The 25117-nt window shown below is 62.2% G+C and carries 17 protein-coding genes and 1 pseudogene; 9 read left to right on the top strand and 9 right to left on the bottom strand.

Annotated features, from left to right (window positions below):
- Positions 1–10: 10 nt before the first annotated feature.
- Positions 11–1306, top strand: coding sequence for a c-type cytochrome biogenesis protein CcmI (ccmI, locus tag LJ360_RS12790; RefSeq protein WP_264994163.1), 1296 nt, complete (start codon positions 11–13; stop codon positions 1304–1306).
- 22 nt (positions 1307–1328) lie between these two features.
- Here ccmI and LJ360_RS12785 read toward each other — a convergent pair whose 3' ends face one another.
- Genes LJ360_RS12785 through LJ360_RS12760 form a run of 6 tightly spaced genes read right to left on the bottom strand, consistent with a single transcriptional unit; the run spans position 1329 to position 7959 of the window.
- Complete coding sequence (locus LJ360_RS12785; RefSeq protein WP_264994162.1) at positions 1329–2729, bottom strand: BatD family protein; 1401 nt, start codon at positions 2727–2729, stop codon at positions 1329–1331.
- A complete protein-coding gene (locus LJ360_RS12780; RefSeq protein WP_264994161.1) occupies positions 2723–4549 on the bottom strand; it encodes a VWA domain-containing protein in 1827 nt (608 codons plus the stop codon). Before LJ360_RS12780 ends, LJ360_RS12785 begins: the two co-directional genes overlap by 7 nt.
- Positions 4546–5574: a VWA domain-containing protein gene (locus LJ360_RS12775; protein ID WP_264994160.1), complete on the bottom strand. Its 1029-nt coding sequence runs from the start codon at positions 5572–5574 to the stop codon at positions 4546–4548. The genes LJ360_RS12780 and LJ360_RS12775 overlap by 4 nt, the downstream gene beginning before the upstream one ends.
- Positions 5568–6026: a DUF4381 domain-containing protein gene (locus LJ360_RS12770; RefSeq protein ID WP_264994159.1), complete on the bottom strand. Its 459-nt coding sequence runs from the start codon at positions 6024–6026 to the stop codon at positions 5568–5570. Before LJ360_RS12770 ends, LJ360_RS12775 begins: the two co-directional genes overlap by 7 nt.
- Complete coding sequence (locus LJ360_RS12765; protein WP_264994158.1) at positions 6023–6979, bottom strand: DUF58 domain-containing protein; 957 nt, start codon at positions 6977–6979, stop codon at positions 6023–6025. The genes LJ360_RS12770 and LJ360_RS12765 overlap by 4 nt, the downstream gene beginning before the upstream one ends.
- A gap of 14 nt (positions 6980–6993) precedes the next feature.
- Positions 6994–7959 carry an AAA family ATPase gene (locus tag LJ360_RS12760; RefSeq protein ID WP_091848555.1) on the bottom strand — a complete coding sequence of 322 codons (966 nt, stop codon included), beginning with the start codon at positions 7957–7959 and terminating at the stop codon, positions 6994–6996.
- 164 nt (positions 7960–8123) lie between these two features.
- Between LJ360_RS12760 and LJ360_RS12755 the strand changes: the two genes are divergently transcribed.
- The 3 genes and pseudogenes from LJ360_RS12755 (at position 8124) to LJ360_RS20045 (ending at position 15398) form a co-directional block, all read left to right on the top strand.
- Positions 8124–12989, top strand: a complete 4866-nt coding sequence (locus LJ360_RS12755) for an NAD-glutamate dehydrogenase (protein WP_264994157.1) — start codon at positions 8124–8126, stop codon at positions 12987–12989.
- A gap of 113 nt (positions 12990–13102) precedes the next feature.
- A complete protein-coding gene (locus tag LJ360_RS12750) occupies positions 13103–14194 on the top strand; it encodes a class I SAM-dependent methyltransferase (protein WP_264994156.1) in 1092 nt (363 codons plus the stop codon).
- Positions 14195–14667: 473 nt separating this feature from the next.
- Positions 14668–15398 (top strand): annotated as a pseudogene (locus tag LJ360_RS20045) (class I SAM-dependent methyltransferase).
- On the opposite strand, the gene LJ360_RS12735 reads toward LJ360_RS20045, so the two are convergent.
- Complete coding sequence (locus tag LJ360_RS12735) at positions 15377–15991, bottom strand: riboflavin synthase subunit alpha (RefSeq protein WP_091848552.1); 615 nt, start codon at positions 15989–15991, stop codon at positions 15377–15379. The pseudogene LJ360_RS20045 and the gene LJ360_RS12735 overlap by 22 nt on opposite strands.
- 247 nt (positions 15992–16238) lie before the next feature.
- Here LJ360_RS12735 and LJ360_RS12730 point away from each other — a divergent pair, with 247 nt between their 5' ends.
- The 5 genes from LJ360_RS12730 to LJ360_RS12710 all read left to right on the top strand — a co-directional run bounded on the left by LJ360_RS12730 (position 16239) and on the right by LJ360_RS12710 (position 20691).
- The gene (locus LJ360_RS12730; RefSeq protein WP_264994154.1) at positions 16239–17213 is read left to right on the top strand and encodes a hypothetical protein; all 975 of its coding nucleotides are present in this window, start codon (positions 16239–16241) and stop codon (positions 17211–17213) included.
- Positions 17214–17268: 55 nt separating this feature from the next.
- Positions 17269–17961, top strand: a complete 693-nt coding sequence (locus LJ360_RS12725) for a TetR/AcrR family transcriptional regulator (protein WP_264994153.1) — start codon at positions 17269–17271, stop codon at positions 17959–17961.
- A gap of 136 nt (positions 17962–18097) precedes the next feature.
- A complete protein-coding gene (locus LJ360_RS12720) occupies positions 18098–18592 on the top strand; it encodes a L,D-transpeptidase family protein (protein WP_413774427.1) in 495 nt (164 codons plus the stop codon).
- 45 nt (positions 18593–18637) lie between these two features.
- Positions 18638–19885, top strand: a complete 1248-nt coding sequence (locus LJ360_RS12715) for a mechanosensitive ion channel family protein (RefSeq protein WP_245742428.1) — start codon at positions 18638–18640, stop codon at positions 19883–19885.
- Positions 19882–20691 carry an S-methyl-5'-thioinosine phosphorylase gene (locus LJ360_RS12710; protein WP_091848549.1) on the top strand — a complete coding sequence of 270 codons (810 nt, stop codon included), beginning with the start codon at positions 19882–19884 and terminating at the stop codon, positions 20689–20691. Before LJ360_RS12715 ends, LJ360_RS12710 begins: the two co-directional genes overlap by 4 nt.
- A gap of 76 nt (positions 20692–20767) precedes the next feature.
- Here the strand turns inward: LJ360_RS12710 and LJ360_RS12705 are convergent, their stop codons facing one another.
- Together LJ360_RS12705 and mfd are read right to left on the bottom strand one after the other, a co-directional pair.
- Entirely contained in the window at positions 20768–21511 is a 744-nt protein-coding gene (locus LJ360_RS12705; RefSeq protein ID WP_264994152.1) for a peptidoglycan binding protein CsiV, read from the bottom strand.
- Positions 21512–21603: 92 nt separating this feature from the next.
- Entirely contained in the window at positions 21604–25110 is a 3507-nt protein-coding gene (gene mfd / locus LJ360_RS12700) for a transcription-repair coupling factor (RefSeq protein WP_264994151.1), read from the bottom strand.
- Positions 25111–25117: the final 7 nt, after the last annotated feature.

Raw genomic sequence — 25117 nt, 5'->3', positions numbered from 1 at the left:
ACTGATTCTTATGACCAATACTTTCTGGATCATTACGGCGATACTGATCGTTCTGGCTTTTCTTTTTGTACTCTATCCGTTGCTTTTCAGTCGTCCTGAAAAGCGCATATCAGCGGACATTCGCAACCAGAACCTGTTGGCCTATCGCACCCGCCTGTCCGAACTGGAAGAGGAATACCAGCAGGGTGTTATAGACGAGGAAAACTTCCGCATGCTGCGTGAAGAGCTGGCTGGCTCCATGCTGGACGATGTCGGCGAGGAGCAGCCGGCTGCAGAGGTGCGGGCGGCTGACCTGAGAATGGATCATCGTCGTCGCAGCACCTGGGCGGTTGTGGTGCTGGCCGTCGTGCTGCTGCCAGTGGGTGTTTTCCTGCTTTACCAGGAGTGGGGGGCACTGGGTAAGGTGGAACAATACCAGGCCATGCGGGAGCTGCAGCAGGGCGGTGACCGTATGGCCCAGATGACGGAACTGACCCGCCAGCTGGCCGATAGGCTCGAAGCGGACCCGGACAACCCGGATGGCTGGGCCATGCTGGGTCGCAGCTACATGCGGATGGAGCGTTATCCGGACGCGGCGCGGGCGTTTGAAAAGCTTGCTGAAGTGGCTGGTCGAGATGCCGACAAGGCCGTTGCCTGGGGTCTTTCGGCCCAGGCCTGGTTCTTTGAAAGCCAGGGTGCGATGACGGAAGAGGTAACCCGTGCCATGGACCAGGCCCGGGAATACAATCCCGATGAGGTCAACACCCTCGGGTTGCTGGGCATCCACGCCTTTGAACAACGGGATTTTGAAGGAGCCATTCGCCACTGGGAAAAGATCATCGAGGTGGCTCCTGACCATCCGCAACTGCCTTCCATTCGCGAAGGCGTTGCCAGGGCTTACCAGCAGCTCGGCATGGATGTGCCGGAAGATATCCGTAGTGAACCGGCCAGTGGCGGCGAGGCCGTATCTGATCGCGGCGTGACCGTGCGAGTGGAGCTGGATGAGGCCTTTGCTGGCCAGGTAGATCCGGACACAACATTGTTCGTTTACGCCCGTACACCGGACATGAAATCGGCGCCACTAGCGGTGGCCAGGCTGAGGGCAGGGTCGTTGCCCACCGAGCTCAGGCTGGATGACCGCCTGGCCATGGCGCCCCAGTTCCGGATTTCCGGGGCCGACGAGGTGGTGGTTGCCGCTCGTATCAGCCCCTCCGGCGCAGCGACCCCGCAACCTGGTGATTACCAGGGTATCCGGGACGAGCCGGTGCCTGTGGTGAGCGGTGAGAGTGACCCGGTGCTGCTGACCATTGATCAGCAGTTGCACTAGTGTCCCGGGATCCGGTCTGCTGTCAGGGCCGGATTCCCTCCGGGTAGAAGTCCGGTAGACCGGGTCTGTTGCCGCGCAGCCGTCGGTCCTGCTGCCAGGACCCGCGCGAGCGTTTGAGGGATTTTTCCAGTGTGGGTCCGTCCGGGGCCGGGGGTCCATCCTTGCCGAACAGGTGCCGTTGCCACTGACTGACAGCCTGGCGAAGCGCTTCGTCATCAAGGCACTCCAGGGCGGCTCCCACGGTATGGCAGGGCTGACCGGTCAACTGCCGGACCCAGGCCGGAAGGTGGTCGAAAAATGCCGGGTCCAGTGCCCGGGCCTGGTCACAAACGAGGGCGAACCGGCCTCGTTCACTCTTTCCTCCCGCTTCGGCAGGCGAACCTGTGTCGGGCTGGCTCCGGTCTGAACGGCGGGTCTGCAGCCACCAGGCTGCGCCCGTGGTCAGCCAGCCCAGGGCGAAGGCCGCCGCCAGCAGCGGCCATGTCCAATGAGTCCCCGCCGACTCGACACCATTATCAGGTGAAAAAGCGCGATCTTCTGTTTCCCCAGAGCCAGGTGTAGCTGGTGTAATGTCAGCGGTCGCCGCCGGGCTGGCCAGGCGCAGTGTTCGCGCTGGTAAAACCGCGATTTTCTCCCGGTCCTCCTCTACATCCCACCAGGGAATCCGGATCTCGGGCAGGGTGGCTTCACCATTGTGGCCGGGCACCGGCACCAGTGCCACGGTCTGTTGCAGCTGCCCCATTACGCCCTCATCGGTGGCGGAGGACTGCCGCCGGGCTGGCTCCGGATAGGCTCGCAGGGCGTCCGGATACTGAGGCGTCACATCAGGCAGGGTAGTGGCGGGCAGACCTTCCGTTGTCAGAGTCAGGGTACGGGTCAGGTTCTCTCCCGGCTGCACAGGACCTCCCTGGTCGAGGCCCCTTTCGCTGATCTCAACCGAGGTGGCAGGCAGCCAGGTGCGGCCACTGAAGCTGTCCGGAATGTCCCGGACCTCCAGCGGAAACAGCGTGGCCGAATCGGTGATCCGGTATTGATGGCCACGGGCGTGGCGGGCCGTGCCCTGGAAGTTGATGGGCGGCAATTGCAGTTGACCGGGTTTTTGGGGAAACAGCACGAAGTTGCGCTCGACCACCCGGTACCGTTCGCCATCGAGTAGTTCCCGGTACTGCTTTTGTTCCCCGATCTGTTCAATCATGACGTCGGGGTGTTCCGGATCTGACAGCTGGCCCTGAATCACGTTGTTGGTGTAGTAGAGCTTTACTCGCAGATGCATCTGTTGCTGCACATACAGTTCGTCTTCACTGGCAGAAAGCTCGATAAAAGCCTGGCGGGCCTCGTTATCCTGTGCCAGCGCCAGCAACGGCAGGCAGGCAAGCAGGGCGGCCAGGAGTCGGTGATGCAGGCAGGTAGTGAGCTTTACCATGGTGTGTCATTCTCGTCCGGTTGCGTGTTGCGGCCTCGGAATTGCTGCAGGAACTTGCGTCGCAGCAGACCACCGGGGTCATCCGGTATCCGCCGCAGCCATTGCTCCTGGGACTGGGTCAGGGCATCGGCCCGGGTGCCTTTGCCTGGCCGGCCGTCAGCGGAGCCCTGACCCGCGGGGTCGCCGTTACTCTGTTCGCCAGGCCCGGATGCGGCCTGTCCCTGACCGGCGTGTTGACCTGCCCGGGCACCGGGTTGCTCCGACAGCTCGTTGCCTTCTGCCGTGCCGGCCTGGCTTGCCGGGTCATCACCGCCGGGACCGTCGTAGTCACCGGACCCGTCTTCCGGCAGGGACCGGCTTCCCTTGCTCCCGCCACGTTGGCTGTTGCCCTGTCCTGAACCCTCCTGGTCCTGGTTGTCCCGTTTATCGCCAGACCGGGCTTGCTGTTGCTGTTCCAGGTATTGTCTGACGATCTGCTGGTTCTGCCGGGCTCCCTCGTGATCCGGGTTGCGTGCCAGGGCTTCCTGCCAGGCTTCCAGGGCAGCCTCCGGTTTGCCGGCCCGGGCCAGGGCATTACCCCTGTTGTAATGGGCGGTGGCGGAATCACTCCGGGCAAAGGCATCGACCGCTCCCTCATACTGCCCATCCCGATAAAGCGCGGTGCCCCGCCACAGGGGATCCTGCAGACGATTGGCGGCACTGGCCGGATCCTGCTCAATCAGTTCCGGTGCCCGTTGTTCCGGCGTACGCCACAGGTCTTGCCATTGTGTATTCCAGTCTGCCGCCCGCGCCGGCTCGGATGGTGTCCACCAGAGGGTACAGGCTACCAGCACCAGCGCGCCCCTGTGCCAGCCGAAAAGGACCAGCGGCAATGCCAGCCAGAGCAGCCAGTAGCCGTCATCCTGGCGGCGCTCGGTCATGCGCTCCCTGACGGCCTGCTGCCAGACATCATGGTCCCGGGCTCGCAGGCCCAGGCGGGTAATGTCCTGATCCGTCGTGGTCATTGGCAGGACCCTGCCGCCGGTGGATTCGGCAACGCTTGCCAGCTCATCCAGGCTGGCCCGGGTAATGACTACCTGGTCGCCGTCACGGATAAAGCCTCGTTCTGGCAGGGGAATGGGGGCGCCATTTTCCGTACCCACCATCAGGCCGTTCAGTTGCCAGGGTGAGTCTGCCAGTTGCTGGCGAATCCGTTCTCCGTAACGGGGATTCAGGCTGTCGGTAATCAGCAGGATGCGGCCCCGGCCCGGTGCGCCCTGATCCAGCAGTTCCACGGCCCGGGCCACGCCCAGGTCCGCCCGGTTTCCGCTGGCTGGCATGATCACCGGGTCGAGTGCGCCGAGCATCCCTTCAACTGTGCGGCGGTCGTCGGTTAACGGGGTGACAACGTGGCCATCCGCCCCATAAACCACCAGGCCCGTAAAAGCGCCTTCCCGGGTTGCCAGCAGATCGCGGATCTTGCGGGTCGCCCGGGTCAGCCGGTCCGGCTCTGCGTCGGTGGCCAGCATGGACAGGGACAGGTCGAGTACAACCACCAGCGAGTCGTCCTGCTGTTGCAGGGGCGATGGGGCAGACCGGAACGAAGGGCCGGCCAGGGCCAGTGCCGTCAACGCCAGCACCAGCGGGGCGACCACCCGGATCCTGGTAGCAGAATATGGCCTGCCGCTACCGGCGGGCAACAGCGGTTGCAACAGCGCCCGTGGAATGACCCGGTGCCATTGGCTCTGGCCGGGGCCAGCATGATGCTGTAGCCAGATCAGCAGGGGTATCAGCAACAGGACAAGCAGCCACAGGGGGCGCAGGAACTGGAAATCACTCATGGCATCCTCCCGCCAGGCGGTCGGGCAGCCAGCCTCAGGGCCGGGACCCTGCTGAAGGTAAAGCCAGCCAGCCAGAGGGCCAGCGCCGCCGCGGCCGGCCAGGCGAACAGGTCTGTCACCGGTCGCCAGCTCCTGCCTTCCAGTTCCATGGGTTCCAACCGGTCGATTTCCTGGTAGATACCCTGGAGTTCCTCGATGCTGCGGGCACGGAAGTACTGGCCGCCGGTTGCCGCAGCCACATCCCTCAACAGTGCCTCGTCCAGGTCGCTGGACGGGTTGACCTGGCGACGACCGAACAGGCCCTGGCGTATAGCAGTCTCAGCACCGATACCGATGGTGTGGATACGCACGTTGCTGTCAGCCGCGATGTCCCGGGCTTTGCGAGGGGACAGGTTGCCGGCCGTATTGGCCCCGTCGGTAAGCAGGATCAGCACCCGGTGCTGTTGGGGCCGCTCCCGCAGACGCTTGACCGCCAGGCCGATGGCGTCGCCAATGGCGGTAGCACGGCCCGCCATGCCCAGCCCCGCCTCGAACAGCAGGGTGCGCAGGGTCTGGTGGTCGAAGGTCAGCGGCGCCTGGATGTAGGGTTGTGAACCAAACAATAGCAGGCCCAGGCGATCCCCCTCCCGCTGACTGATAAAGTCGTCGAGTACCACCTTCAACGCTTCCAGGCGATTGAGCGTGCGGCCCTGCAGCACCATATCCCGCTCTTCCATGCTGGGGGAGATATCCACGGCCAGCATCAGGTCACGGCCGGTGACTGGCACCTGAGTGTTTTCCCCTATGTGCTGGGGGCGTGCAAGGGCGATCAACAGCAGCAGCCAGGCGAGGGTGAACAGCATTGTTAGCCAGCGGCGGTTGCCAGCGCCTTGTGGGCCGACACGGGGTAGCCCCGCCAGCCTGGACTGCAAGGGCAGGGCCGGTGCCGCTTCGGTACCGATGGTGGCAGGTGAGGGCCACAGGCGACGTAACACCCAGGGCAGGGGCAGCAGTGCCAGGAGCCAGGGCCATGCCAGGGTTACCATCGCTGCCTCCGTATCCAGCGTTCCGCCAGCCGGTAGGCTTCTGCAGGGGGCAGCTCACTCTGGCGCTGGTAACTGGCGTTTACCAGCTGTTGCCAGCTGTCACGGGGAATATTCGATGTGCGGGTCAGGAAGTCACGCCATTGATTGCCGCTGAGTGCGGCGGGATGATCGGCCGGGTACAGGCTCAGGGCGGTCTGTTTCAACAGTCGGTTGACGGCGGCGAACCATTCCGGGCCAGCGTTGTCGGGAATGCCATGGCCTGCAAGCCTTGCCAATGCCTCCCGCCGGGGTGCGTGGCGACGGTGTCGGCGCCGCGCCAGGACGAGCCCCGCAACGACCATGACGACAATCAGTCCGACCAGAAGCCACCACCCCGGCGCCGGCGGCCACGGGCCGGCCAGGGGTGGTGTCTCGATGTCACGGAGCTGTGCCAGCACGTCGGCAGGAATCAAAGTAGTCGCCCCCCGGCCGAGGTCAGGCCATGCATGAGGGAGACCGGGTCTTCTCCGGTAGCCAGGGTAAGGCCGTTGACCCCGGTCTGCTGGAACAAGTGTCGTAATGCGGCCTGGCGAGCATGCGCCTGCTCCCGCCATGCTCGCTGCAAGGCCCGGTCATTGCCATCGAACCAGAGTGTCCCGGAGGGGCCTGACACCGCATAGCGGCCCTGGTCGGGCAGGTGCTCGTCCAGTGGGTCGGTAACCATCACTGCAGTGACCTGGTTGTGCATTGCCAGTCCGGCCAACAGCGCGCGGGTATCTTGGCTGACCCCGAGAAAGTCGCTGATGATGAACAGCCGGCTGCCGGTATGGGCAATACGCCGGGCCTCGGTGAGTGCTGCGTCAAGGTCGCCGGTCCCTGCCCCGAAATCGGCCGCGGGTTGCTGGCGCTGGTTGGTGGCGAGGGCACTGAGTAGTTGCATGACCGATCGGCGCCGGCGGGACGGGCGGACGATGGCAGTCTTGTCGCCACCAAAGATGATGCCTCCCGCCTGATCGCCGGATCCATGGGCTACCCAGGCCAGCAGGGAGGCCAGTTCTGCGACCCGTACCTGTTTGTAGCTGCCCTCACTGGCGTAGAAAAGGGTAGGGCCAAGGTCACAGAGCACCAGCACAGGGCGCTCCCGCTCTTCTTCATAGACCCGGGTATGGGGCGCCTGGCGGCGGGCGGTGACACGCCAGTCGATACGACGCACGTCATCTCCTGGCTGATAGGGCCTGACCTCGGCCAGTGACATGCCGCGGCCCTTCAGGTGCGACTGATGGCCTCCCCGGCGCTGGCGCAGGGCCCGGCGCGCCGATGGCATTTGCAGGGTGCGGGCCCGGGCCTGCAGCTGAAGCAGCTCATCCAGTGTGATGGCTGATCTGTGCTGGCCGGTGCCGGCTGGTGTCGAGGCGAAAGCTCCCATGCTTGCCACCTTCCTCAGGCGCTCACCGGAACCCGCTCCAGCAGGCGCTGGACCACCTGGTCCGGGGTAATGCCGGCGGCTTCCGCCTCAAAGGTGAGTATCAGGCGGTGACGCATAACATCAGGCGCGACCGCCCTGACGTCGTCCGGAGTGACGTAGTCACGGCCGTCCAGCCAGGCCAGGGCGCGGCTGCAACGATCCAGGGCGATGGTCCCCCGGGGGCTGACGCCAAATGCCAGCCAGCGGTCCAGGTCGTCATCCAGGGCCAGCGGATCACGGGTAGCGAGTACGAGGGCCAGCACATAGTCTTCCACAGCCTCGGCCATAAACACATCACTTACCGCCTTGCGGGCTTCACTGACCTGCTCGGCGGTCACCGGTGTGGCATCGGGAGTCCGGGCTTCCCGTGTCTGCTGGCGGACAAGGTGGAGAATTTCCCGCTCGGCGGCCGGTTCCGGGTAGCCGATGGTCACGTGCATCAGAAAACGGTCGAGCTGCGCTTCCGGCAGCGGATACGTACCTTCCTGTTCGATGGGGTTCTGGGTCGCCATGACCATGAAAGGCTCCGGTAACGGGAAGGTGCGCATGCCGACACTCACCTGGCGCTCCCCCATAGCCTCCAGCAGGGCCGACTGTACCTTGGCGGGAGCGCGGTTGATCTCGTCGGCAAGCACCAGGTTATGAAAGACCGGGCCGCGCTGGAACTCGAACTGGCCGGTTTCGGGCCGAAAGATTTCACTGCCGGTAACGTCGGAGGGAAGCAGGTCGGGAGTGAACTGGATGCGGTGAAAGTCCCCTTCCAGGTGCTCGGCCAGGGCCTTGATGGCGGTCGTCTTGGCAAGCCCAGGGGCGCCTTCCACCAGCAGGTGACCATCAGCCAGCAGGGTAATCAGCAGGCGTTCCACCAGCGCGTGCTGGCCGATAATGCGACTGGCGAGGTGCTGCTTGAGCTCACCGAAGGTCTGTTGCAGGGAGGACATGGCTCTGGCTACTCCGGAAGTGGTTATATCTCGGTTTTACCGTATGAAGTTTTCGCGAATTTACAGCAAATTATCAAGGGTTTGACTATGCTGGAGTTACCATTCGTTCACATCGGTGCCTGACCCTTTTCAGCAGGTGCCCGGACCACAGACAGAGGTGATTGATGAATACCCTGACCGTGACCAGCAAGGAGCAGTTCCTTGAACAACTGGATGAGGAATTATTCCGCAAGCTGCCGAAAAAGGAGGCGGAACGGATCAGTCACTTCAGTCATCAGTACCTTATGCACCTGCCCCTGGATGAGTTGCTGAGCCGGGCGTTCCACGATACCTACGGCGCCGTGCTGGCAGCCTGGCAATTCCTGCAGAAACGGCCTGAGGGCAAGACGCCGGTCGCTGTATTCAATCCCGATCTGGAGAGCGATGGCTGGCAGTCCACCCATACGGTGATCTTTATACTGCATCCGAACATCCCGTTCCTGATCGATTCTGTGCGCATGGCCATTAACCGGCGGGATATTGGAACCCACACCATTCACCACTCGATCCTGGCGGTGGACCGTGACAAGGACGGCACGCTGGTGTCGCTTGAGGCACCAGACGAGGGCGATGAGTCAGGCCATGAGGCATTCATCGTACTTGAGATTGACCGCCACAGCGATCAGAAGGACCTGGCTAACCTGGAGAACCTGCTGCAGGAAGTGCTGCACGAAGTGCGTATCGTGGTCTCGGACTTCGGAGCCATGAAGCAGAAGGCCCTGGAAATCGCCCGGGAACTGGACAGCTCGCCTGCGGACATTACCCCCGACGATGTTGACGAAGCCAGGGCGTTTGTGGACTGGCTTATCGACGATCACTTCACCTTCCTTGGTTACGACGAGTATGACTTCGTCAGCGACAAGAAGGGGACGAACGTTTGCCGGGTGGAGAATTCGGAGCTCGGCATACTGCGGGTCAATAACGAACGCAGTGCAAAAGTGGCCATGCGTGAGTTGCCACGGCGTACCCGCAGTCAGATGACCCGCACCGATGAACTGTTTATCTTTGCCAAGTCGGCCCAGCGTTCGCGGGTTCACCGTCCGGCTTATCCTGACTATATTGCGGTCAAGAAGTTCAACAGCAAGGGCCAGGTGGTGGGTGAGCGCCGTTTCCTTGGCCTGTACACCTCCCGCGCCTACAGCGGTCGCCCCGAGGATATTCCCCTGCTGCGTCGCAAGGTCGAGGCAGTAGTCGAGCGCTCTGGCTTTATGAAGGATGACTACGCCGGCAAGGAGCTGGACCAGATCCTGTCAGTCTATCCCCGGGATGAGCTGTTCCAGATCGAACTGGACGAGCTTTACCAGACGGCGCTGGACATCCTCTATATCCAGGAGCGGCGGCAGATTCGCCTGTTCATGCGGGAGGATGTCTATGGCCAGTTTGTGACCTGCCTGGCGTTCTTTCCCCGGGACATCTACAACACCGAGCTGCGGCTGAGGGTCGAGGAGGTCCTGTGTGACCGCCTGGAGGCCGAAGACATCAGCTTTGTGACCCATTTCTCCGAGTCGGTGCTGGCGCGGGTTCAGTTCACCATCCGGGTGCCCCGGGCCGGAAGTCGACGCCTGCCGGTGGCGGAAATCCAGGAGCGGGTCATTGAGTTGGCCCAATCCTGGCGGGATGGCCTGGCGGAGGCCCTGCACGAAACCTGGGGCGAGGAGCGGGGCAACGAGCTGATGCGCTGCTATGCGTCGGCCTTTCCTGCCAGCTACCAGGACATGTTTTCCCCTCGCCGGGCTGCCATTGACCTGGAGCATATCTGTGCGGTCTCGGACGGCCGCCCCATGGCCATGAGCTTCTACCGGTCACTGGAAGAAGAAGAGAGCACGGTTCACTTCAAACTGTTCAACCCCACCGAACAGCTGCCCCTGTCCGATGTGATGCCGATTTTCGAGAACCTGGGCTTCCGGGTGATCGGCGAGCACCCCTTCGAGATCGTGGATCATGATCGCAATGTGGTGTGGATCCATGATTTTTCCCTGCAGGCCCGTTCAGGCGCGGTAGTGGATATCCATCGCATACGGCCCATCTTCGAGGAGCTGTTCGAGCGGGTATGGTTCGGCGAGGCTGAGAACGACGCTTTCAACCGGCTGTTACTGTCCGCATACCTGGGCTGGCGGGATATTGCGATCCTGCGCACCTATGCCCGTTATATGCGTCAGATCCGCTTCAGTAACAGCCAGACCTTTATTGCCAATACCCTGGTTAACCACGTCGGGCTGGCCGGCTTGTTGCTGCAGATGTTTGACACCCGCTTCAATCCGGGCCGAGAGCAGAGCCAGGCCAAGGGTGAGGCAGCGCAGCAAAAGCTGGAGCTGGAATTCAACGCCAGTCTCGACGAGGTGGACAACCTGAGTGAGGACCGTGTACTGCGGCTATACCTGGACCTGGTCCGTGCCACCCTGCGTACCAACTTTTTCCAGCGGGATGTGCAGGGTCAGCCCAAACCCTACATCAGCGTGAAGCTGGATCCGGCGAAGATCCCCGATGTGCCCTTGCCCCTTCCGATGTTTGAGATCTTTGTCTATTCCCCGCGGGTGGAAGGGGTGCACCTGCGTGGTGGCAAGGTCGCCCGGGGTGGGCTGCGCTGGTCTGACCGCTTCGAGGATTACCGTACCGAGATACTGGGGCTGGTAAAGGCCCAACAGGTGAAGAATGCCGTTATCGTGCCGGTCGGCGCCAAGGGCGGCTTCGTGGCCAAGCGCCTGCCAGACCCCTCTGACCGGGAGGCCTTCCAGGCGGAAGGTGTTGCTGCCTACAAGACGTTTATCCGGGGGCTGCTGGATATCACCGATAACCTGGTCGACAACGGGATTCAGCCACCAAGTGACGTGGTGCGCCATGACGGTGATGATCACTACCTGGTGGTAGCAGCCGACAAGGGCACCGCGACCTTCTCCGATATTGCCAACGGCCTGGCCGCCGAATACGGCTTCTGGATGGGGGATGCATTCGCCTCTGGCGGCAGCCACGGCTACGACCACAAGAAAATGGGCATAACGGCCCGGGGCGCGTGGGTGTCGGTTGAACGACACTTCCGGGAGCTGGGTATCAACCCGGCTAACGATACCTTCTCGGTGATCGGCATTGGCGATATGGGCGGCGATGTTTTTGGCAATGGCCTGCTACGCTCCGACAAGGCGCGACTGGTGGCGGCGTTCAACCATATGCACATTTTCATCGATCCGGATCCGGACCCCGGAAAGAGCTTCGCAGAGCGCAAGCGGCTGTTTGAAATGCCCCGGTCCGCCTGGTCGGATTACGACGAGTCGCTGATTTCGGAAGGGGGCGGTGTTTTCAGTCGCAATGCCAAGTCGATTCCGGTCAGCCCCCAGATGAAGAAACTGCTCGGCATCAAGTCTGACCGGGTGCCGCCGAACATGCTGATCACCCATATCCTGAAGGCCCAGGCAGATCTGCTCTGGATCGGTGGTATCGGCACCTACGTCAAATCTGCCCATGAATCCAACGCCGAGGTGGGCGACAAGGCCAACGATGGCCTGCGGATCAACGGCCGTGATCTGCGCTGCCGCATTGTGGGTGAAGGCGGCAACCTTGGGATGACCCAGCTCGGGCGTATCGAGTTTGCCCTTAATGGCGGCCTTCTCAACACGGACTTCATCGACAACTCCGGTGGTGTGGACTGCTCCGACCACGAAGTGAACATGAAGATCCTGCTCAACCGGGTGGTCGCAGCCGGGGACCTGACCGAAAAGCAGCGTAACCGCATGCTGGAAGACATGACCGAGGAAGTGGCCAACCTGGTGCTCACCAACAACTATCGTCAGACCCAGGCCCTGAGCCTGGCCAATGACGAGGCCGCCAACCGCCTGGAGGAATACCGGCGCCTGATCAACGGGCTGGAAGCGGAGGGCAAGCTCAATCGGGAGCTGGAATTCCTGCCGGATGACGAGGCCCTGGAAGAGCGCAAGGCCGCCGCCAAGGGACTGACCCGCCCGGAACTGGCGGTGCTGATTTCCTATGTCAAAGGTGACCTCAAGCAGGTGTTGATCGACAGCGACCTGCCAGACGACCCGTTGTTGGTGTCTGAAATGCACAAGGTCTTCCCTCAGCCGATGGTGGAAAAATTCCCGAAAGAGCTGGAGTCACACCAGTTGCGTCGAGAAATCATCGCCACCCAGATTGCCAATGACATGATCAACCACATGGGGATCACCTTCGTGGACCGGCTTGCCCAGTCCACAGGTGCCGATGCCCCGGCCATTGCCCTGGCCTGGATCATAGCCCGGGACGTATTCCGGCTTGACACCTGGTGGCGCAGGATCGAAGCGCTTGACTACCAGGTGCCGGCCAGCCTGCAGGTCAGCCTGATGAATGACCTGATGCGGCTGGTCCGCCGGGCGGTACGCTGGCTGTTGCGTAACCGGCGCAGTGAACTCAATATCCAGTCCCACCTGGACCGTTTCACCGACAGCATCGCCAGAATTTCTGCCAACCTTCCGGATTACCTGGGGCAGGGGGCCGAGAAGGACTGGAGGAGCGACCTGGAAAAACTGGAAAAGCAGGGCATACCGGAAGACCTGGCAGCGGTGGTGTCTGGCAGTTCATACCTGTACTCCGCGCTGGGTATTATCGAAGCCCACGAGTCCGCGGGTGTGCCCCTCAAGACGGTGGCAAACCTGTACTACACACTGGGCGAGCGGCTCGACCTGAACTGGTTTGCCGCCGCCATCGCCAATCTCAAGCCAGCCTCCCACTGGCAGGCGCTGGCCCGGGAAAGTTTCCGGGAGGACCTGGACTGGCAGCAGCGCGCCCTGACCACGGGTGTGCTCAGAATGGCGGATGACCACCATAAGGTGGAAGAGTGTGTGGAGAGCTGGATGGCGCAGCACGACACCATGATCCGTCGCTGGAAGAGTATGCTGGCGGAACTCAAGGGGGCGCGCCAGCCGGAGTACGCGATGTTCTCGGTGGCCCTGCGGGAATTGCTGGACCTGGCGCAAAGTAGCATTCATGCACCACTGGCTGAATGAACCCGGGAGTCCGTTCCGGTCACATCCCGGAGCGGGCTTTTCCCGGAGTGTTGCGATTCTCCCGTGAATGCCGTTCAATTCGCCCCACCTGAATCACTGGCTGAGGCAATCACATGACGGCACGCAAGGCATCCAATCGGGATCAGACCGGAGGGCGCAACCCGCTGGCTGCGCTGGAGCGCAACGCTGAGCTGGTGACCGGGCGGACAGGCCTGCTGGGGCTGTCCCTGCCTGAACTTCCCGACCTGCCCGGTGCCGGGCAGCCCCTGGTGATTACCGAACACGCCGGAGTCGCCGCTGCACTGGAGCAGCGGGGCGACTGCCGGGTGCAGTTTGGCTACGAACTGTCTGAGACAGAACGGGGATCGCTGGATACCCTGGTGATCTTTGTGCCCAAGGCCCGGGAAACGCTGGTCATGCAATTGGCGCTGGCCCGGGACCTGCTGTCAGCGCAGGGCCGGCTGGTGCTGGTGGGGGAGAAACGCGAAGGTATTGCCGGCGCCGCCCGCCAGTTGCAGGCCGTCGCACCTGAGGCCCGCAAAGTCGACAGCGCCCGCCATTGCCAGGTCTGGACGGCACGGTTACCGGCGGCAGACACGCCATTCTGCGCCCAGCAGTGGGTACAGTGGTATGACGTTGACTGCGCCGGCGCCCGGATATCGGTTGCCGGGGTGCCCGGTATTTTCAGTGACGGCCGCCTGGATGAGGGTACAGCCCGGTTGCTGGAAACCCTGGCGGATACACCTGTTCGCGGACCCGTGCTGGACTTTGCCTGCGGCGCCGGTGTGATTGGTGCCTGGCTGCAGGTCCGGTATCCGGAACTGGGGCCGGTGGACGGTGTTGATGTCCAGGCCCAGGCGGTATTCTGTGCTCGCCAGACCTATGAGCGTAACGGCGCAAAGGGTGACATCCTTGCCAGCGATGGCCTGCCGGACCAGCTGAGCAGCTACCTTACGGTCATTACCAACCCGCCCTTTCATACCGGCGTTCGTATCGATACATCGATGACCGAGAGTTTCCTCAGGCAGGTAGGGCGCCACCTGGCCCCCGGGGGAGAGTTGCGACTGGTCGCTAACCGGTTCCTGCCTTATCAGGAGCTGATCGAGGCATACATCGGGCCTTGCCGGGTGCTGGCGGAAGACAAGCGCTTCACTGTTTACCAGGCCGTTCGCCAGAAGCCCGCGAGCGGGAGGGGCAGGCGGTGACCCCTGCCAGCGATGGCAGTTCCGGTTTTCCGGCAGGTACCGCCAGCCTGACGCTCCACCGCCCCCATCGTGGTGGCCGCAGTCTCAGGGCCTGGGATGCGGCCGATGAGCAGTTGGTCGCCGAGGCCCTCAAGAGGCTGGCTCCGGGTCAGCGGGTCGCAGTCGTCGACGACAGTTTCGGAGCGCTTGCCCTTGGTTTGGCAGACTTCCTGCCGGATGTGATTGCGGATAGCGCGGCACTGGCGGAGGGTCTTGCCCTCAATGCCCGGGCCAACGGGCTTCCAGTGCCGGCTGTCCGAAGCTGGGACCAGGAGCTGGAAGCTGTCGCCCGCGGTTCAGCCTCGTCGGCTTCTGGTACGGCCCGTTATGACGCTGTGATTCTCAAGGTGCCGCGTCAGCTGGAGTACCTGGGGTTCCTGTTGCGGTGGTGTAACCAGGTGCTTCGCCCGGGGGGGTGGATTCTCGCCGGCGGCATGATCAAGCACCTGCCGGACCAGGCCGTCAGGGTCTATCAGGAGTTGGTGGTGACCGAGGCGGTGCTGCCAGCAAAGAAGAAAGCCCGGCTGGTGCTGTGTCAGCCGGGCACTCAGACCCTGGCGCACTGGGACCGCCTGTGGCGGGGCTACACGGTCGGGGAGCTGCCCGCACCGGTACAGGGCTTGCCGGCAGTCTTTGCCCGTGACCGGCTCGACATCGGCAGCCGCGAGTTGCTGCCTTTCATAGCAGAAGCCGTAACGGCCTTACCACCCGGGGCCCCGGTGCTGGACCTGGCCTGTGGCAACGGGCTGCTGGGCCTGGTGGCCCTTTCCGGGCGGCCGACCTTGCAATGGGTTTTGCCGACATTTCATCACAGGCGATTATCAGTGCCCGGGTCAATGTCTCCGCGGCGGGCCTGGAGAGGGGTCAGTGTCGCTTCTACCATGCCGACGGGGCGCCACGGCAGTCAGGACCTTTCCGGATGATTCTGCTGAATCCACCCTTCCATGAGGGTGGGGCTGTGGGGGACCACATTGCCGTGCGGCTGTTTGCGGAAGCCGCAGGCTGCCTGACAGGTGATGGCGAGTTACTGATGGTCGGCAACCACCACCTGGGCTATCACCGCAGCCTGCGGTCATTTTTCACGCAGGTGCAGCAGCTACACGCCTCACCACGTTTTGCGGTGTTCCGGTGTACTGGTCCCCGTCAGCCGGCAGGACGGTCGTAACCCATCCGGGCCAGGGTATCGACAATGGTCTGGGTCTGGCTGTCCACCTCGATGTTCACCCTGTCGCCTGGGTGGATATCGGAGAAGGTGGTGGCCCGCAGGGTCTCCGGGATCAGGTGGACGTTGAACCGGTTCGCCTCCACATCGCCGATGGTGAGGCTGGCGCCATTGACCGCGATATAGCCCTTTGGGAACAGGTACTTCTGCCAGGCTTCCGGCACTTCAAAGGTGAGGGTGCAATTGTTTTCAGGCTGCTCCCGGCTGACTACCCGGGCGGTGCAATGGATATGGCCGGACAGCAGATGGCCACCGATCTCGTCCCCAATCCTGGCGGCACGCTCAAAGTTCACCTGGCTCCCCTCAGCAAGCTCTCCCAATGTGGTCAGCCTCAGGGTTTCCTGCATGGCATCAAACCATAGCTGGTTATCCTGCTGGGCCGTGACGGTCAGACAGGTACCGTTGATGGCCACGGATGCACCTGTGGTTACGCCTTCCAGGCTGCCCTCCGGAAAACGGATCACAAAGGTGGTCAGGCCAGGACGGGCGTCCAGTGACTCCACCGTGGCAATGCCCTGCACAATACCGGTAAACATGGTTGCACCTCGTTACATTTCGGAACACGCAAGTGTATCGCCCCGGGAGTAAGCTATCAAAAGGGTTTCGCATGGGCTTCAGACGTTAGCCGCTAAAGAATGCCGCCAGGCAGGCGATAACCTTTCAGGGTCCGGCCATTCTGGTGGCCGGGACACTAGCAGGGCGCCAATAACAGAACCGGGCTGACAGCAATGGCAGATACTTTCGTGAAAACCCGAGATACCGCCCCCCCCGGGGCAAGATCCGGTGCTTCGCCCTGGCCGGCCAGCGGACCCGGAAGCCTCACCAGGGCCGGCGCGAAATACACCGACGGTATCGGAGCGAAAGGGCCGCCTGCCAGCCGAGAAGCCGGCCAGTACAGAACTCGTCAACCCCCGAAGCGAGGAGGTCAGTGCCGCGACCGGCAGTGTTGGTGACGATCAAGTGCTTGTAGCGAGTGATGCCGAATCCGAGGAAATCGAACGCCGCTACGCCGAGTCCTATCAGCGTCGGTTGCGCCGGCTGCTGCGACAGTGCGAACGGGTGAACCTGCTGGACTTTAATCTCCTCTCCCTGTCCGGCTGGCCCGACAGTTATACCCTCAATGCCGCCCGCCGGCGCCGGGACAGCTGGTTGTTGTCGGCGACCATCGCGGCGCTGGTATTTCTCAGTGGTATGACCGGCGTGGTGCCGGCCTGGATTGCCGGCGGAGGCTTTGGTGCGTTTGTGGTTATCCTGTTACTGGGGGTGCCGTTTGTACGTCGACTCTATACCTCGAATCCGTCCTACCTGGACCTGATTCTTTACCGGCAGCAATTGTTGCGCGACGCCCGTCGCCACGTTGCCCACCTGGAAGGGGAGCTGGGGCTTATCTGGCAATGTAACGAGCTCTCGGAGTTCAACTCGACCCTGGCAGCGCCCCGATTCAGCACACTCAGGCACCTGTCTGAGCAACGCCGGCTGGCCGCCTCCCTGACCCGGCGGGAGCATTTCCGGCTCTACCTGATTTTCATGCTGGAGGCGGAGAAAGCCTACGAGCGTATGCAGTCTGCCTATTTCGAGGGGCACCAGAAAGCCATCGACCGGGGCTGGCAGTCCGTGGCGCAAACGGTGACTGAATCCGTGCAGGATCCGCAGGCGGAGGATACGCCCTCCGCAGTGCCAGACACAGGTGCAAAGGACGGGGAACCGGGTTCAGAACCGGATGCAGCGGAGGGCGGGCAGGAGCGCAAGCGCGCTTGACAGACTTGCGTTTGAAACGTATGTTTTAAACATTCGTTTACTCAAGGAAAGTGTTGTGGCCCAGTCAGATACAGTGGACCGGATTCTTGATGCTGCGGAAGAGCTTTTCGCTGAACGGGGGTTCGCGGAAACCTCTCTCAGGATGATAACCAGCAAGGCTGGTGTCAACCTGGCCGCCGTGAATTACCATTTCGGGTCCAAGAATGCGCTTATCCAGTCGGTATTCGCCCGTTTTCTCACCCCTTACTCTTCCACCCTGGACGCCGAGTTCGACGAGCTGGAAGCCCGTCCCGGTGACCGGGCGTTGACCGTTGAAGAGATCCTCGGGGCCCTCACCGGAAGTGCGGTGCGTATGCCCCAGCGAAATGAGCGCGGTATTTCCATCTTCATGCGCTTGCTGGGACTGGCCTATACCCAGTCCCAGGGCCACCTGCGGGAATACCTTGAAGACGAGTACAAGGATATCTTCAATCGGTTCATGGCGTTGCTGAAGCAGGCCACACCGGAGCTTTCCCCGGTGGACCGCTACTGGCGTATCCAGTTCATGCTCGGCGCCACCGCCTTTACCATGTCGTCCAGTGATGCCCTCAGGGATATCCTGCAAACCAAGACCGGGGTGGAAACCCCGATCCAGGAGATTGCCGCCCGCCTGATACCCTTCCTTGCGGCAGGAATGCAAGCGCCGGACCTGATGCTGGTGCCGCGTCCGGAGGCCTCCGCCACGGGTAATAACCGGTCGGCAGGCTGAAACCATCCGCCAGCCATGAAGGCTGTGCAGTTGCCTCCGTCAGCCGGGTCCGCTAGCCTTTGCTGCTCAACGTCAGCATGGCAGGAGCGCCGGAGTGTCCACTTCAGTTTCCACCCCGGAAGGGGCGCAGCGTGTAATTGTCAGCCTGGACCACCAGACCCTGGACTGGTTCGGTGGCCGTGGAGAACACCTCAGCTGGCCCGTATCCACCGCTCTGAACGGTCCTGGCGAGGCCCAGGATTCCGGCTGTACGCCCCGGGGGCGTCACTATGTCAGGGCCCTGGTTGGGGGGGGCAGGCCCGAAGGAACGGTCTTTATTGCCCGTCGCCCCACCGGTGAGACCTGGTCGCCGGAACTGTCACGGCACTATCCCCAAAGGGACTGGATTCTCTCCCGCATAATCTGGCTCTGCGGCCTGGAAACCGGCTTCAATCGTGGTCCTGGTGTCGATAGCTTTCGTCGTTTCATATACATTCATGGCACCCCGGATACTGAACCCATGGGAAAACCAAGGTCCCATGGATGTATCCGTATGCGAAACCGCGATGTCATCGAGTTGTTTGACCGGCTGGTTGCCGGCACGCCGGTGATCATTGAGCCCGGTCCCCGTCCTGTCAACCAAGAACAGTAAGAGGAGATGTCAGTGGAAGAGACCCCGGAGGTGCTGACCAGTTGGATGGATAACTGGAGCCTGCTGTCCCAGAGTTGGCGAGTTGCCATTGTTGTGTTTGGTCTCGTATTTGCCACTGCAACGGTGGCTTTCCTGGTCAGCCGTATCATTCTTTTGCTGGAGCGTCGCTTCGAGCGCACCAGTAACCTTTGGGATGATGCCATTCTCCACGCCCTCCGGCGTCCTATGGTCGGTTTCGTATGGCTTCAGGGTGTCTATTGGGCAGCAGAGGTGGCGCACAATTATTCTGAAGCCGAGATCTTCTCGGCTAACGAAAAGCTGCTTGAACTGGGGTTTGTATGGATTATTGTGTGGACCCTGTTCGGTGTCATCAAGCAGTCGGAAGAAATCCTGACGTCGCCCATCAAGATGAAGCGGCCGATGGATTACACCACGGTCAATGCCATCAGCAAGCTGCTACGGGCTGTTGTGGCGATCACGGCGGTGCTGACGGTGATGCAGTCCCTGGGCTACAGCATTTCCGGGGTGCTGGCGTTCGGTGGCGTTGGTGGCATAGCGGTGGGCTTTGCCGCCAAGGATCTGCTGGCCAACTTCTTTGGTGGATTTATTATCCACCTGGACCGGCCGTTCAAGGTGGGTGACTGGGTGCGCTCTCCGGACCGGGAAATCGAAGGTACGGTGGAAGTGATCGGCTGGCGTCTGACCACCATTCGTACCTTCGACAAGCGCCCCTTGTATGTGCCCAACTCCGTCTTTACCCAGATTGCGGTGGAGAACCCGTCGCGGATGCAGAATCGCCGTATCTACGAGACGATTGGGATTCGCTATGCCGATGTGAAGGAAATGTCCGATATCGTCTCGGATATTCGGCGTATGCTGGAAAACCATGAGGAAATTGACGCCAACCAGACCCTGATAGTGAACTTCCTCGCGTTCAACAGTTCGTCCCTGGACATTATGGTGTACACCTTCACCAAGACCACCCAGTGGGTGAAATTCCATGAGATCAAGCAGGATGTATTGCTGAAAATCAGTGACATCATCGAGTCCTACGGTGCCGAAGTGGCCTTCCCCACGCGCACACTGCATGTGGCAGAAACCGTGCGTATTGACCGGGAAGCGCGCGATGACAATGAGGAGCGCGATGACGACCGGGATGGTGAGCGCGGCGGTGACCGCGAAAACCGACGCCGGCAGCGGGACAGCGAAGGCAAGGCCGCAGCCCGGGGGCCGGTGCGCGAGCCCTCCGGCCCCGGCCAGGAAACAACCCAGGGCGACGAGGGTGAGGCATGACGGATTTATCGCAAGCGCCACAGGCACCAGCCGAGACGGCTATCATAGGTGGCACGGGCCTGACCGAGCTTGAAGGTCTGGCCGTTGTTGATGAGCGGGTGTTCGACACTCCCTGGGGTGCGCCCTCAGGGCCGGTTATTACGGGGGACTTTCGTGGGCACCGGGTGCTGTTCCTTGCTCGCCATGGTCACCCTCACACAATCCCGCCCCACCAGGTCAACTACCGGGCCAACCTCTGGGCGCTGCGCGAAGCCGGGGCAGCCCGGGTCATCGGGGTGAACGCAGTCGGGGGCATTACACCGGCCATGGGGCCCGCCCGCATTGCCGTGCCCCACCAGGTCATCGATTACACCTGGGGGCGTGGGCACACTTACTATGAACAGGTGGGGGAGGCCGTGCTGGAAGGCGTCACCCATATCGACTTCACCTTCCCCTACGACGAATCCCTGCGCCAGGCCCTGCTGGAAGCTGCTTCCCGCAGGCAGGTAATCGCAGTGGATTATGGGGTCTATGGTGCGACCCAGGGGCCCCGTCTGGAGAGTGCCGCCGAAGTGGCGCGCCTGGAAAGGGACGGCTGTGACCTGGTGGGAATGACCGGGATGCCGGAAGCTGCGCTCGCCGCGGAGCTTGGGTTGCCCTACGCTTGCCTCGCCCTTTCCGTTAACTGGGCGGCTGGCAAGTCCGACCACATTATCACCATGGAAGAAATTGCCAGCGCCCTTGCCGAGGGGATGGCCGGTGTCAAGGCCGTGCTTGAAGAGGTGATTCCGGCACTCAAGGGTGTGGAACCTGTCGGCAATCCCTGATGCCCTGTGACCACTGGCGGCAACCAGGGGTGTCAATATTGCAAAGGCGCCTGGAGCTGTTCCAGGCGTCGGCCCGTTAGTCGAGGGGGCGGAAGTAGACCAGCACTCCGATGGTGGGGGAGTCCAGGAAGTGGATTTCCTCGCTGCGCATGCGCCGGGTTTCGCGAATCCAGGTGACAAGCTCCTTGTCGGAGCGGGCTGGCTGCATGGAGTCTTCGATCGCTGCCATACTGCTGTCGCTGCCTTTTACTGGCCCATTTTCAGTGCCCTGATCGTCATCGTCCCTGGATTCCCCTGCCTCCCCGGAGGTTTCCACCTGCATCGGAGCGCTACCGCCGGTGGCTTCCCGCCAGTGGTTCAGGGCGACGGTGACCAGGAGGTAGCGGCGGCGGTTGATCTCGATGGTGCCTTCAATGGCCCGATGCCCCGCTGCGTCCAGGTATTCGCCAAGCTCGATGGCCAGTGGCTCGCCGTTATAGTTGTCCGGGAAGCTCTCGATCCAGCCGGTTTTCATCAGCACCCTGTATTTGCCACTGCTTTCGAGCCTGGCCGCGGCGCTATTGAGGGTCAGGTTGGAGGTGGTGTCGATGTCGGAGATGCGGTTGCCGGTACTGTCTACCACCCACAGACGCTTGCCGGCTTCAGTCCGTTCCGGCAACCTGTCGGCCATATTCTCATTCAGAATAGGGTCCGCCAGACGTTCGAGGACTACGATTTCGGCGCGGTAACGGTCCTGGGCCAGGGACGGTGCAGACAGCACCGTCAACAGGGCCAGGATGGCAAGCAGTCGGCTGGCGAAGGTGAAGGCCGGTTTGTGCAAGGTGGGTCTCCTGATCCGTTCGTCGGAATTGACGGTCCGGTTATCAGTTACCGGCCATCTCCTTATCTTCCCGCAGCTGAGCTGCTGGCTGGTTATGCCGCCAGGTCCGCCAATGCCGCCGAGATGGCGTCGAGTTTACCATCGGTTGTATCGTCTTTCAGCCGCACGCTGAAGGTATTTGCCCCTTCCAGCCGGTACTGGTCCGGCGCCTGCTGCACCTTTTGCACCAGTCTGAGCGGGTCAACGGTCGTGTTGTTGCCGAACTCCAGCTTGAGCCAGTCCCGGCCGGCGTCCACTTTTACCACCCCGAGCCCCTCGGCGCGGATCCGCAGGCTGCTCTGACGGATCAGGTTTTTTGCCGGCTGGGGCAGCAGGCCGAACCGGTCGATCATTTCCACCTGCAACTCCTTGAGTTCTTCCTCGGTTTTCACGCTGGCGATGCGCTTGTAGAGCATCAGGCGATTGTGTACATCCGGCAGGTAGTCGTCCGGGATCAGTGCCGGAATGCGCAGGTTCATTTCCGTACCGTGGCTCAGGGGCAGGTCGGCATTGGGTGTTCGGCCTTCGCGGATCGCCTGCACGGCCTCATCCAGCAACTGCATGTAGAGTGTAAAGCCGATGCTTTCGATCTGCCCGCTCTGTTCATCCCCCAGCAGTTCGCCGGCACCACGGATTTCCAGGTCGTGGGTGGCGAGCATAAAGCCTGCGCCCAGGTCCTGGGCTTCGGAAATGGCATCCAGCCGTTTACGGGCATCCGCTGTCATGGCCTTGGGGGGCGGGGTCAGCAGGTAGGCATAGGCCTGGTGGTGGGAACGGCCGACACGGCCCCGCAGTTGGTGAAGTTGGGCCAGGCCGAACTTGTCCGCCCGTTCGATGATGATGGTGTTGGCGCTGGGAATGTCGATGCCGGTCTCGATGATGGTGGTGCACACCAGCACGTTGAAGCGCTTGTGGTAGAAGTCCGACATGATCTGTTCCAGCTCCCGCTCCCGCATCTGGCCGTGGGCCACGCCCACCCGGGCCTCGGGAATCAGGTTGCGCAGATCTTCGGCGGTTTTCTGTATGGTCGCCACATCGTTGTGCAGGAAATACACCTGACCACCCCGCAGGATCTCCCGCAAAATGGCTTCCTTCACCATGGCATTGTCTTTCTGGCGCACAAAGGTCTTCACCGACAGGCGTCGGGCCGGCGGGGTGGCAATGATGGACAGGTCCCGCAGGTGGCCCATGGCCATGTTCAGCGTGCGTGGAATGGGCGTGGCAGTCAGGGTCAGCATATCCACCTCGGCACGCAGGGCCTTGAACTTCTCTTTCTGGCCGACACCGAAGCGGTGCTCCTCGTCGATAATCACCAGGCCCAGGTTGCTGAAACGGATATCGCCCTGCAGCAGCTTGTGGGTGCCGATGACGATGTCCGCCTTGCCCTCTTCAATGCGCTCAATGGCCTTGCGGGTCTCGCCGGTACTGCGGAAGCGTGACAGCAGTTCCACGGTGACCGGGGTATCGGAGAAACGGTCCCGGAAGGATTCATAGTGCTGCTGGGCGAGAAGGGTGGTGGGCACCAGGACCGCCACCTGTTTGCCGGACCAGGTGGCAATAAAGGCGGCGCGCATGGCGACCTCGGTCTTGCCAAAGCCCACATCGCCACAGACCAGCCGGTCCATGGGGCGCTCACCGGTCATATCCTCGATCACCCGTTCGATGGCTGCCTGCTGGTCCGGGGTTTCCTCGAACGGGAAGCCAGCGGCAAAGTGGCGGTAGGCTTCCTCCGGGTCGCTGAACTGAAAGCCCTGGCGGGCCTCCCGTCGGGCATAGACGTCAAGCAGTTCCGCGGCGGTATCGCGGATCTTCTCCATTGCCTTCTGCTTGGCATTGCTCCAGCGGTCCGTGCCCAGTTTGTGCAGGGGCGCGTGTTCTGTATCCGAGCCGGAATAGCGGGAGATCAGGTGTAGGCTAGAAACCGGTACATAGAGTTTTGAGCCGCCGGCGTATTCCAGGGTCAGGAATTCCGTCGCATCGCCATCTACGGTGATGGTTTCCAGGCCCTGGTAACGACCTACACCATGGTCAATGTGCACCACCGGTGCCCCGACCCGAAGCTCGGACAGGTCTCGATAGCCGGAGTCGTCCACTTCGGTGGGTTTCTCCCGGCGCCGGCGCTGAAGTACCCGCTCACCGAACAGCAGGGTCTCGGTGATGAGGGCAAGGCCCTCCCGCGGTAACAGAAGCCCCGGTTCCAGCGGCGCGACGGTAATGCCCAGGCTGGTGTCGGTAGTGAGGAAGGCGTGCCAGTTATCGACGCCCTCAACCTTGATGCGGTTCTCCGCCAGGTTGTCCCTCAGGGCTTCCCGCCGCCCGGAGGATTCGGCACAGATCAGCACCCGGCCATCGAACTCGCCGATGAACTGACGCAGGCGGGCGGCGGGGTCGCTGGCACGGCCGTCCATGGCGACATCCGGTAACGGCTCGGAATGCAGGGAAGTGATGCCCTGGCCGGAGCGCGTGGTTTCACCGTGCACGAGGGTGACCCGGGGGCGCTGGCGCAGCAGGCCGAACAGCTCATCGGTTTTCAGGAACAGGTGGGCCGGCGGCAGGATGGGACGCATGCGATCATGGCGCCGCTCCTCGTAGCGGTTGGCGGTGTCCTGCTGAAACAGGTCCACCGCTTCATCCAGTCCGTCGGCGGTGAACACCAGGGTTTCGCCGGGCAGATAGTCGAACAGGGTTGCGGTTTCATCAAAGAAAAGTGGCAGGTAGTACTCGATACCGGCCGGAGTGATGCCCTGGGTCACGTCCTGGTAGACCGGCGCACTGCGGTCGGCATTGGGGAAGTACTCGAACCAGCGGTTGCGGAAGCCGGAGCGGGCATCCTTGCTCCATGGGAATTCGAAAGCCGGCAGCAGTTCCACCCGGTCGATGCGATCCAGGGAGCGCTGGGTCTCTGGATCGAAGGTGCGCAGGGTTTCGATTTCATCGTCAAACAGGTCTATGCGATAGGGCTGGCTGGCCCCCATGGGGAAGATGTCGACAATCGCCCCCCGCACAGCGTATTCGCCATGCTCGTAGACGTTTTCCGTATGGCGGTAGCCGGCGGCTTCAAGCTGCAGTCGCCACTGAGCCGGGTCCAGGGTCTGGCCTGCCTCGAGCAGCAGGGTGTTACCCTGCAGATAGGAGGCAGGTGGTAACCGGTGCATCAGGGTGCGTGCCGGAACGATCAATATGGCGTGACGGGTTTGTGGCAACCGGTGCAGGGTGCGAATACGCCGGGAAACGATATCCTGGTGGGGCGAGAACAGGTCGTAAGGCAGGGTTTCCCAGTCGGGCAATGACAGCAGCTCCAGGCCGTCGTCGGTAATGGACGTGGCCTCGTCATCCGGAGGCAGGTCCAGGTAGAAGCGGACAGCCTGTTCCAGCCGTATGGCCTCGTCGGTGCTGCGCGTGATTACCAGGGTCAGGCCGCCAGTGGCCCTGGCGGTTTCACTGATGGCCAGGGCGTCAGCGCTGCCATGCAGTCGGTCCCAGATCCGGTGATCTGCTGCGCGGGTTGGGGCAGCGGGAACAAAGTCGGCAATGGGAGTGTGCGGGGTGCCCGTTTTCATCGGGATG

The sequence above is a fragment of the Marinobacter sp. AN1 genome (assembly GCF_026013985.1).
GTDB classification, from domain to species: Bacteria; Pseudomonadota; Gammaproteobacteria; order Pseudomonadales; family Oleiphilaceae; genus Marinobacter; species Marinobacter segnicrescens.
This window is presented reverse-complemented; position numbering and strand designations above follow the sequence as displayed.